At 65.1% G+C, this 11,467-nt stretch carries 7 protein-coding genes; all 7 read left to right on the top strand.

The genetic code is table 11. The features are described 5' to 3' along the window. Positions 1–89: 89 nt before the first annotated feature. The 7 genes from fdxA (at position 90) to IP68_RS14600 (ending at position 11,449) form a co-directional block, all read left to right on the top strand. Positions 90–428, top strand: coding sequence for a ferredoxin FdxA (gene fdxA / locus IP68_RS14630; protein WP_054135726.1), 339 nt, complete (start codon positions 90–92; stop codon positions 426–428). Positions 429–746: 318 nt separating this feature from the next. After that, positions 747–1,274 (top strand): CarD family transcriptional regulator, encoded by a 528-nt coding sequence (locus IP68_RS14625; protein ID WP_054135725.1) that lies wholly within the window; start codon positions 747–749, stop codon positions 1,272–1,274. Between the two features lie 141 nt (positions 1,275–1,415). Then, a complete protein-coding gene (locus IP68_RS14620; protein ID WP_054135724.1) occupies positions 1,416–2,351 on the top strand; it encodes an ABC transporter ATP-binding protein in 936 nt (311 codons plus the stop codon). Beyond that, positions 2,348–2,905 carry a hypothetical protein gene (locus IP68_RS14615; protein WP_156318165.1) on the top strand — a complete coding sequence of 186 codons (558 nt, stop codon included), beginning with the start codon at positions 2,348–2,350 and terminating at the stop codon, positions 2,903–2,905. The genes IP68_RS14620 and IP68_RS14615 overlap by 4 nt, the downstream gene beginning before the upstream one ends. Then, the gene (gene nadB, locus IP68_RS14610; RefSeq protein WP_069050943.1) at positions 2,905–4,497 is read left to right on the top strand and encodes an L-aspartate oxidase; all 1,593 of its coding nucleotides are present in this window, start codon (positions 2,905–2,907) and stop codon (positions 4,495–4,497) included. The genes IP68_RS14615 and nadB overlap by 1 nt, the downstream gene beginning before the upstream one ends. Positions 4,498–4,674: 177 nt before the next feature. After that, positions 4,675–5,754, top strand: a complete 1,080-nt coding sequence (locus IP68_RS14605; RefSeq protein ID WP_054135721.1) for a class A beta-lactamase — start codon at positions 4,675–4,677, stop codon at positions 5,752–5,754. A gap of 238 nt (positions 5,755–5,992) precedes the next feature. Further along, the gene (locus IP68_RS14600; RefSeq protein WP_304438731.1) at positions 5,993–11,449 is read left to right on the top strand and encodes an AMP-binding protein; all 5,457 of its coding nucleotides are present in this window, start codon (positions 5,993–5,995) and stop codon (positions 11,447–11,449) included. Positions 11,450–11,467: the final 18 nt, after the last annotated feature.

Here is an 11,467-nt window from a genome sequence, read left to right as displayed (position 1 = left end):
TGCCTATCGCAATAGCAAGGCCAGCAGAATCACCATGCCAGACGGGCGAGAGATGCCCGGCAAGCCACTCAGGGGAGCGATCACAGCCGATGACCTATGTAGTCACCGACGCCTGCATCAAGTGCAAATACATGGACTGCGTGGAAGTATGCCCCGTGGACTGCTTCTATGAAGGCGAGAACATGCTGGTGATCAACCCCAGCGAGTGCATCGACTGCGGCGTGTGCGAACCCGAATGCCCGGCCGAAGCGATCCTTCCCGATACCGAGGACGGCCTGGAAAAGTGGCTCGAGCTCAACACCAAGTTCAGCGCTGAATGGCCCAACATCACCGTCAAGCGGGAATCGCCCGCTGACGCCGATGAGTACAAGGGCAAGGACGGCAAGTACGAGGCTTTCTTCTCACCCGAACCCGGCGAGGGCGACTGAGCACGTAGACACTCGGTCGGTGGGGAGCCTTTGGGCGGCCTGATCCCCTGCAATCGTTCTCACATTCCGTAGCGTCGGGCGCGTCCTCGCGTCCGGCGCCGCTTCTTTTTGGGCCTGCGAGACCCCATTTGGGTCCGGAATGGCCATTACAGGGTGGCTATTTTGTGACGAATCTGTTAAGCAGCGCCCATCAGTGCTGCAGTGCGGCACTGTGTTGGTGTCCCGCTTTCGGCACATATTCGAGGAGATTCCGTTCGGACGGCAGGATCGCAGGTTCGAAAAGGCTCCCGCTTCCCCTGAATTGAGAAAGGTTTTTGAATGGCCGCCAAAGCGCTGTCTTTTGATGTAGGCGATTATGTGGTGTATCCCAAGCACGGTGTCGGCCGTGTTGTGGAGCTTCAGAAGGAAGAAATTGCCGGCATGCAGCTCGAGCTGTACGTGCTGCGCTTCGAAAAGGAACGCATGACCCTTCGCGTTCCGGTCAACAAGGTTGAAAGCATCGGCATGCGCAAGCTGTCGTCTGACAAGACGCTGCGCGAGGCGATGGAAACGCTGAAAAGCAAGCCCAAGGTCAAGCGCACCATGTGGTCGCGCCGTGCCCAGGAATATGAAGCGAAGATCAATTCGGGCGACCTCGTGTCGATTGCCGAAGTGACCCGCGACCTGTTCCGCCCGGACGACCAGCCCGAGCAGAGCTATTCCGAGCGCCAGATCTTCGAAGCGGCCTCCAGCCGCCTCGCACGCGAACTGGCCGCGATGGAAAAGACCGACGAGCCTGCCGCTCTGAAGAAGATCCTCGAGATCCTCAACGAGGCAGCGCCGCAATACTACGAAGTCGCCGAATAAGGCGGTTTCGCACCGGCCTGATCGGCTGGTGACCGGTTTTCGAAATATGCAGGCTGCGTGCGGCCTGCATATTTCGTTTCGGCTGCCGCGCTTCCACCTTTCCCTTTGCGCAACGTAACCCGAGCGGCTAATCCGCTTGCCGTGACCCAGGCTGCCATCTCGATCGACAATCTGCGCAAGATCTACAAAGGCGCAGGCAAGGCCCCCGACAAGCTGGCGCTGGACGGTGTGAGCTTCGATGTCCCGCGCGGCCAGATCTTCGGCCTGCTGGGGCCCAACGGCGCGGGCAAGTCCACCCTCATCAACATCCTGTCGGGCATGGTCCGCAAGACCTCGGGCTCTGCCAGCATCTGGGGCTTCGACATCGACGCCAATCCGCGCAACGCCAAGGCGTCGATCGGTATCGTGCCGCAGGAAATCGTGTTCGATCCGTTCTTCACCCCTGCCGAAGCGCTCGAGCTTCAAGCCGGGCTGTTCGGCGTGCCCAAGGCGCACCGGCGTACGGCAGAGCTGCTGCGCGCGGTGCGGCTGGAGGACAAGGCCGATGCCTATGCCCGCACGCTGTCCGGCGGCATGAAGCGGCGGCTGCTGGTGGCCAAGGCGATGGTGCATTCCCCGCCGATCCTGGTGCTCGACGAACCCACCGCGGGCGTCGACATCGATCTGCGCCAGCAACTGTGGGACTATGTGCGCGAATTGAACCGCGCAGGCGTCACCATCGTGCTCACAACGCATTACCTCGAAGAGGCCGAGGAGCTGTGCGACCGGATCGCGATCATCAACCACGGCAGGCTGATCGCCAACAAACCCACCGCCGAAATGGTCGGCATGGCGCGCGACAAGCTCATCGTGCTGACGCTTGACCAGGATATCGCCGCGCTTCCCGCAGACCCGGCGTTCGACAAGGTCAGCAAGCTCACCGACCGGATGGTCGAGATCGGCTACAGCAAGGACCGGCTCAACGCAGGCCAGGTGATGAGCCGGGTGCGCGAGGCAGGCTATGGCATCGTCGACGTCTCGACCCGCGAGCCCGATCTCGAGGACGTGTTCCTCAACCTCACCAAGGCGGTGGCGTGAAACGGATTGCGGCGATCGCAATGGGTGCTGCGCTTCTCTCCGGCTGCGCCGATCGGCAGATGGCGGGTCCGGCGGTTCTGGATGGCCTGCTTGCTTTTGAAGACCCTGCAATGTGCCGGCCCGGGCCTGAAACGGCGCGATTTCTTCAAGCCATGGTGGTGGTCGATCCTCAAGCCGTTATCGACCCCGACAAGCATTTGCGGCCGGGTAGAATAGATGCGCCATCCTCGCTGGCTGCTCATTTTGGACAGATCGAAATGACACGGCACGATGGCTGGACGGCGTTCAGCGTTCGCGTATCCGGCACGATGCTCGGGCTGCCGCTCCACGCCATTCATCAGACATTTCCAGAAGGCGGCGATCCGGGCGACCTCAGTTTCGAATTTGCCGTTCCGCCGCCCGCCGCATTGTCCGCGCTGCGAAGGGGCGGCTTCCCGGTCGAAATCAACCAGGATGTATCGCTTGGTCCTCCGGACGGGTATGAATTGTTCGTCAATCTGCAGGCCAGCCCTGACGCCCCGGATCGCTCCCTCCTCACATGTGGTTATCGCTGATGCAACATGACGTCCTGATCATCGGCTCGGGCGCGGCGGGACTGACCGCTGCCTTGAGCCTCGCGCGGCATTGCCGGGTGCTGGTGCTGGCCAAGGGCGACATTTCGGGTGGATCGACCGCCTGGGCGCAGGGCGGCATCGCCGCGGTGCTCGAAGAGGGCGATTCGTTCGACAACCATATCGACGACACGATGGTGGCAGGCGCAGGGCTCAACAGCCGCGAGACGGTCGAATTCGTGGTCGAGAATGCACCTGCCGCTATCCAGCACCTCGTCGACCTGGGCGTGCCGTTCAACCGCAACGGCGGCGGCGGCGACCATGCCGATGACCTGCATCTCACCCGCGAGGGCGGGCACAGCCACCGGCGGATCGTGCATGTCGATGACGCCACCGGCTGGGCGGTGCAGCAGGCGCTCGAACGCGCGGCGCTGGCCAACCCCAACATCACGCTGATGCCCGACATGGTCGCGATCGACCTGATCGCCGACCGGCACTGCGCCAGCCCCACCGGCGACAAGCGCATCTGGGGCTGTTATGCGCTCAACCGCGCGACCGGCCATGTCGAGGCGCTGACCGCGCGCGCCACCTTGCTGGCGAGCGGCGGAGCAGGGCGGACGTACCTGTTTTCGACCGCCCCCAGGGGCGCCACCGGCGATGGCATCGCCATGGCCTGGCGCGCAGGCGCGCGCGTCTCCAACATGGAATTCATGCAGTTCCACCCGACCTGCCTGTACAATCTGGAGGTCAAGAACTTCCTGATCACCGAGGCGGTGCGCGGAGAGGGTGGGCATCTGCTGATCCCAGAGACCGGCTATCGATTTATGGGCGATTTCGACCCCAGGCTGGAGCTTGCCCCGCGCGATGTCGTCGCGCGCGCGATCGACCACGAGATCAAGCGGCTGGGGCTCGACTACGTCCATCTCGACATCAGCCACCAGCCCGCCGACTTCGTGAAGGGGCATTTCCCGACGATCTACGAAAAGCTGCTGGGGCTTGGCATCGACATCACCCGCGATCCGATCCCGGTGGTGCCCGCGCAGCATTACACCTGTGGCGGAGTGCTGATCGACCTTCAGGGCCGCACCGATCTGCCCGGGCTGTATGCGGCGGGCGAGGTCAGCCAGTCGGGGCTGCACGGCGCCAACCGGCTTGCTTCCAACAGCCTGCTCGAATGCTTCGTCTTCGGCGATGCTGCCGCCACCGACATCATCGAGCACTGGGACGAGCTGGGCCCGCCGCCTGCGATCCTGCCCTGGGATGAAAGCCGGGTGACCGATTCGGACGAAGAGGTCGTCGTCCAGCACAACTGGCGCGAGATCCGCCGCTTCATGTGGGACTATGTCGGCATCGTGCGCACCACCAAAAGGCTGGAACGCGCGCGCCACCGCATCGAGCTGCTGCGCAGCGAGGTCGAGGAATATTACGGCAACTTCCGTGTCACCCCCGACCTGGTCGAGTTGCGCAACCTGATCGAGGTCGCCGACCTGATCGTCCGCTGCGCGCTCGAGCGCAAGGAAAGCCGGGGACTCCACTTCAACAGCGATTTTCCTGACACGCTGCCGGTGGCGGTAGACACGGTGCTGGTGCCCTGACACCCTCCCCTCCCACACGCGGGAGGGGCGATAACCAGGCCATTCACCGCGCCCAGCGACTCGTTCACCGCAAAACGTGCCTGTGCGCGGGAACCTGCGGCTAGATCGCTTCACGGGCGGTACATCGGGGGTGTGCAAGCCTGATGCCAACACGAATTCCGATCAGAAAGCCGCCGCATGTTCGCCCGCACGCTGTCCCTGTTCCTCGCTACAGCCGCGCTTGCTGCCTGCGTCTCCACGCCACGGCAGGTCGCGCAGCCGCGTCCGGCGCCTGCGCCCGCGCGCGTCCAGCCGGTGCCGCCGCCGCTCGCGCCGCGCGCCACCAACGTCGTTCCGCAGGGCTTGCGCGACGAGCTGGCGCAGTTGTGGCGCAGCTTTCCGGGCAAGACGGGGATCGCGGTGCGGCGGATCGATGGCGACTGGGTGGTCGGCCAGCGCGGCGGCGAGCTGTTTCCGCAGCAGAGCGTCTCGAAGCTGTGGGTTACCATGGCGGTGCTCGAAAAGGTCGATCGCGGCGAGCTTTCGCTCGATACCGAGGTGACGATCACCCCGGAAGACCTCACCCTGTTCCACCAGCCGCTGGCGGCCCGCGTGGCGCGCGAAGGCACCGTGCGCGAGAGCGTGCGCACGCTGATCAACGAAGCGCTGACCGCGAGCGATAACAGCGCGAACGATGCGCTGCTGCGCACCGCGGGCGGGCCCGGCGTGGTCAACGATTTCCTGCGCCGCAAGGGCCTGTCGAGCATCCGCTTCGGCCCCGGCGAGCGACTGCTGCAGAGCGGGATCGCGGGCGTCGAATGGCGGCAGAGCCTTTCGGCCGGACGCGCCTTCCAGGCTGCGCGCGAACGCGTGCCGCTCGACCGGCGCCGCAACCTGTTGTCCGCCTATGTCGCCGATCCGATCGATGGCGCGAGCCCGGAAGGCATCGTCGATGCGCTGGCCCGGCTGGCGCGTGGCGAATTGCTCTCGCAGAGCTCGACCCGTCTGATGCTCGACACGCTTGGTCGCACCCGCAGCGGGCCCAATCGGCTGAAAGCGGGCGTTCCTGCGGGCTGGCAGTTCCTGCACAAGACCGGGACGGGGCAGGATCTGCCGCCGGTTTCCACCGGATACAACGACGTCGGCATCATGACCGCGCCCGACGGAACCCGCTATGCCGTAGCGGTCATGCTGGGGGAAACCACTGCAGGCATCCCTGCGCGGATGCAGCTGATGCAGGCGGTGAGCCGCGCAGTGGGGCGCTGGCACCAGCGCTGATCGTGATGGGGCATACGGCCCCTACCGCTTCTTGAAACAATATGTTATCTAAACGGCGGGAGACATTTGTTTCGTTCGCCGAAGCCGACCTCATGCGATTTGGGAATCGCTAGGGACCGGACCGGCAGGAGAGCTGCGAACTCATGCCTTCTATTCCCGTTTTCCGCCTGTTCAGGCCCGTCCGCTGACGGCTCTGGTTCCCGTGGCCGCCCCCGCCATTCCTCCGCGCAGCAACCCGTTGACCGACTCGGCCAGCTGGAATGCCATGCGCAATGCCTGTGTCGCAGATCCGGGCGCCTTCCATGGCGATCAGGCGCGATCGGCGATCTGCTGGTACCTGCCCGAGCTTGGCGCCTGGGGGTATTTCGACCGCGAGGCCAACGCGTGGACAGGCTGGGATGCCGCGACCGGCGCGGCGCGCAGCCTCGACCTCGGCCAGGATTACATGCCCTGGGCGCGCGGCCTCAACGCCGATGATGCGCCCAACTGGCGCTGGTTCGAAGGCGCGTTCACCAACAGCGGGTTCAACGAGGTCGACCGGCATGTGCTCGCAGGCCATGGTGCCGAGACTGCCCTGATCTTCGAGGGCGATCGCTGGAACATGTCGAGCGACAACGGTCGCGGCGGCCCGGTCGATTGCTACCCGGTCAGCCGCAAGCTGCTGATGCTGGAAAGCGCCAAGTGTTCGCTGGCGCTGGCCGCGCTGGGCCTCAAGGCGGGTGACCGCATCGCGCTCAACATGCCGAGCATCCCCGCGCAGATCTACTGGACCGAGGGCGCCAAGCGCGCCGGGATCATCTACACGCCGGTGTTCGGCGGGTTCAGCGACAAGACATTGTCCGACCGCATCGCCGACGCCGGTGCCCGCATAGTGATCACCGCCGATGGCAGCTATCGCAACGCGCAGATGGTGCCGTTCAAGACGAGCTATACCGACCCGGCACTCGACAATTTCATCGGTGTCGGCACCGCGATGCAGCTGCTCGCAGCCGCGCTGGATGATCCCGCTTCAGGAGCCGATATGGCTGCGCGCGAGCGGATCACCGATGCGGTGACCGAGCTGCTCGATGGCGAGGTGACCGTCGAGCGTTCCGATGTCATGCGCGGCGTGGGCCGTGCGCTCGATGATCTGGCGCAGGGCTCGGGCATGTCGGCTGCGCAGGCCGCGAACCTGCGGATGGCGATTGCTTCGGCGCTGGTGGATTCGCCGCCGCGTGTCGATGCGGTGGTGGTGGTGCGCCACACTGCGCAGCCCGATCTGGTGTGGAACGCAGGCCGCGATCACTGGAGCCATGATCTCACCACCCAGGCGAGCGGGCAAATCCTCGATGCCGCGCGCGCGCTTGGGATCGATGTCGCCGACGAGGCCGCGCTGCTGGAGCTGGATGATGCGGATTTCGTTCGCGCGATCTGGGCTGCATCGCGGCCGCTGCCGGTCGATTCGGAATACCCCAATTTCATCATTTATACCTCGGGATCGACCGGAAAGCCCAAGGGCGTGGTGCACGTGCATGGCGGCTATTGCGCGGGCGTTGCCGCGACGATGCCGGTGGCGTTCGATGCGTCGCCTGGCGATGTCATGTTCGTCGTGGCCGATCCGGGCTGGATCACCGGCCAAAGCTATCTCATCGCAGGATCGCTGCTGTGCCGCGTGACCACGATCATCACCGAAGGGTCGCCGGTGTTCCCGCATGCGGGGCGCTTCGCCTCGATCATCGAGCGGCACAAGGTGCAGATCTTCAAGGCAGGCGTCACGTTCCTCAAGAGCGTGATGCAGGATCCCGAGAACCTCAAGGACATCCAGAATTACGACATGTCGTCGCTCAAGGTCGCGACCTTCTGCGCAGAACCTACCTCGCCATCGGTGCAGGCGTTCGCGATGGAGCATGTCACCCCATGGTACATCAACAGCTATTGGGCGACCGAGCATGGCGGCATCGCCTGGACGCATTTCTACGGCAATACCGATTTCCCGCTGCGCGCTGACGCGCACACCTATCCGCTGCCGTGGATCGTCGGCGATGTGTGGGTCGAGGACGCGGACGCGCCCGAGGCCGATTTCGGGCTGGTGCGCGAAGGCAGCGGCGGCGTGCCATGGCGTCGCGCCAAGAACGGCGAGAAGGGCGAGATCGTCATCGCGCTACCGTACCCGTATCTCACCCGCACCATCTGGGGCGATACCGACAGGTTCACGCTGGAATCGACGTCGGGCGGTGTCCGGGTCAATCCCGATTGGCGGGGTGATTCGGGCCGCTATTCGAGCACCTATTGGGAGCGCTGGCGCGGCACCTGGGCCTATACCCAGGGCGATTTCGCCATCCGCCACGAGGACGGATCGTTCTCGCTGCATGGCCGCTCGGACGATGTCATCAATGTCTCGGGCCACCGCATCGGCACCGAGGAAATCGAGGGCGCGATCCTGCGCGACAAGACGCTCGATCCCAATTCGCCGGTGGGCAATGTGCTCGTCGTCGGCGCGCCGCACCGCGAAAAGGGCGCGACGCCGATCGCGTTCGTCACCGCTGTTGCGGGCCGCAGGCTGACCCAGGACGACCGCCGCCGACTCACCGATCTGGTCCGCACCGAAAAGGGCGCGGTCGCGGTGCCGTCGGATTTCCTGGAGGTCTCGGAATTTCCCGAAACCCGCTCGGGCAAGTACATGCGCCGGATGGTGCGCGCGATCGTCGAGGGAGGCGAGATCGGCGACACCTCGACGCTGCGCAACCCGGATAGCATCGACGCGCTGCAAACCGCGGTCGCCACCTGGCGGCGTAAACAGCAATTGTCGGAGGAACAGGCGCTGTTTGAGCGCTACCGCTATTTCCTGATCCAGTACAACCAGCTGGGAGACGGCAAGCGGGTCGCGACGGTCACCGTCACCAATGCCCCGGTCAACGCGCTCAACGAACGCGCGATCGACGAACTCGTGATCGTGGTCGAGCACCTTGCGCGCAAGGACGATGTCATCGCGGTGGTGTTTACAGGCCAGGGCACCGCCTCGTTCGTCGCGGGCGCGGATATCCGCCAGATGCTCGAGGAGGTGAACACCGTCGAGGAAGCCGGCGTGCTGCCCAATAATGCGCAGCTCGCGTTTTCCAGGATCGAGATGATGGGCAAGCCGTGCATCGCGGCGATCCAGGGCGTGGCTTTGGGCGGCGGGATGGAGTTCGCGCTCGCCTGTCATTACCGCATTGCCGAGCCCGTCGCGCGCTTCGGTCAGCCCGAGATCAACCTCAGATTGCTCCCCGGCTATGGCGGCACGCAGCGTCTGCCGCGGCTGCTCGCCGAACGCCGCGCGGGCGAGGGCCTGCGCGATGCGCTCGATCTGATCCTCGGCGGGCGGGCGATCAGTGCCGAAGAGGCGCTCGAGATCGGCGCGATCGAACAGGTGGCGGATGCCTCGAACGATGTGTTGTCGCTCGCGCATGGCATGGTGCGCGAATTTGCGCGGCACGGGCCCGAAAGCCCGCTGGGCAAGGCGTTTGCCGACCGCAAGGCGATGACCAAGCGCTGGGCCAACCCCGCGCATATCGATCTCGATGCCGTGCTCGAGGACCCGTTCCTCCAGCGCATCCTCAAGCAGCTCGAATGGGCCGGACGCGGCGAAGCGGGGCGCCGTGCGCTCGACGCGGTGCGCACCGGCTGGACGCAGGGCATGGCCGCGGGCCTCAAGCGCGAGGGCGAACATTTCGCCGAAGCGATCATCGATCCCGATGGCGGCAAGACCGGCATCCGCCAGTTCATGGACAAGCAGAGTCCGCCTTTGCCGGTGCGGCGCAACGGGGTGTGGATCGACAGCGAGCATGAGGCGAACAAGGCCGAGATGATCGCATCTGGCCAATTGCTGCCCGTCGGCGCGCCCTTCTATCCGGGCGTCACCGCGATCCCGCACAAGCAGCTCGCCTTCGGCATCAGCCGCGACCCCGATACCGGGAGCCCACGCTTCGGGCCTCCGGCGTCCCATGAGCGCGAGCATATCGTGGCGGTCGTGGCGCCCGAGCCCAACGAGGCGCTGGTCTACATGCTGACCAGCGAGGTCAACTTCAACGACATCTGGGCGCTCACCGGCATCCCGGTCTCGCCCTTCGACAGTCATGACGAAGACGTCCAGATCACCGGATCGGGCGGGCTGGCGCTGGTCGCCGCATTGGGCAGCGAGGTCAAGGGCGAGGGTCGGTTGCGGGTCGGCGACATGGTCGTCGTCTATTCGGGCACCTCGGACCTCTTGTCACCGCAGGCGGGCGACGATCCGATGTTCGCAGGCTTCGCGATCCAGGGCTACGAGACCAAGACCGGCAGCCACGCGCAGTTCCTCAACGTCCAGGGGCCGCAGCTTCACCGCGTACCGCCCGATCTGACGCTGGAACAGGCGGGGTCCTATGTGCTCAACCTCGGCACGATCACCCGCTGCCTGTTCACCACACTGCAGATCGTGCCCGGCAAGACGATCTTCGTCGAAGGGTCGGCCACCGGCACCGGGCTCGATGCGCTCAAGAGCAGCATCAAGTCGGGGCTCAAGGCAACCGGGCTTGTCTCGAGCGAGGACCGCGCGGACTTCGTCAAGGAACAGGGTGCGGTCGGCGCGCTCAACCGCAAGGACCCGCGTTTTGCCGCATTGTTCACCGCGGTCCCCGACGATCCCGATGCCGCGCGCCGGTGGGAGGCCGACGGGTCGGTGCTGCTCGACGAATACCGGGCGATCAACGACGGCGCGCTTGCCGATTTCGTGGTCAGCCATGCCGGCGAGACCGCCTTCCCGCGCAGCTTCCAGCTGCTCGAGGAAAACGGCACACTGGCGTTCTACGGCGCATCGTCGGGCTATCACTTCGCCTTCATGGGCAAGACCGGCAGCGCCTCGCCCTCGGAGATGCTGGCCCGTGCACAATTGCGCGGCGGCGAATCGGTGCTGTTGTACTACGGCCCGGGCAGCCGCGATCTTGCCGATCCCTTGGGGCTCGAGATGATCGAGGCGGCGCGGTTGTACAAGGCGCGCACCGTCATCGTCACAACCACCGATGGCCAGCGCGAGTTCCTGCAATCCTTGGGGCTCGAGGAATCGGTCGAGGGCATCATCAGCCTTGAAGGGCTGAAGCGCCGCGACAGCGAATTCCTCTGGCCCGACAGCCTGCCACGCCTGCCCGATGCCCGCACGGATATCGAACGGTTCAAGGAGGGCGTGCGCAGCTATCAGCAGCATACGATGAAGCCGTTCGGCACCGCCGTGGGGCGCATCCTGAGTTCGCCCGGCAACCCGCGCGGGGTGCCCGATCTGGTGATCGAGCGCGCAGGGCAGGATTCGCTCGGTGTCTCAACCTCTTTGGTCAAGCCGTTCGGCGGGCGCGTGGTCTATGCCGAGGAGATGGCGGGCCGCCGCTACACCTTCTACGCGCCGCAGGTGTGGACCCGGCAGCGCCGGATCATCATGCCCACAGCCAACATCTTCGGCACCCATCTGTGCAACGCGCACGAGGTGACGATGATGAACAACATGATCGCAGGCGGGCTGCTCAGTGTCACCGAGCCACAGGTGGTCGACTGGGACGGGCTGCCGGAGGCGCATCAGGCGATGTGGGACAACCGCCACACCGGCGCGACCTATGTGGTCAACCACGCGCTGCCCGCGATGGGCCTGCGCAGCCGCGATGAGCTGCTCGAATACTGGGCCGCGTCTCAGGACATTTTGGGCGACATCTGAAAGACATAAGCCGCCGGA

Source organism: Blastomonas sp. AAP25 (assembly GCF_001295965.1).
Classification (GTDB): domain Bacteria; phylum Pseudomonadota; class Alphaproteobacteria; order Sphingomonadales; family Sphingomonadaceae; genus Blastomonas; species Blastomonas fulva.
This window is presented reverse-complemented; position numbering and strand designations above follow the sequence as displayed.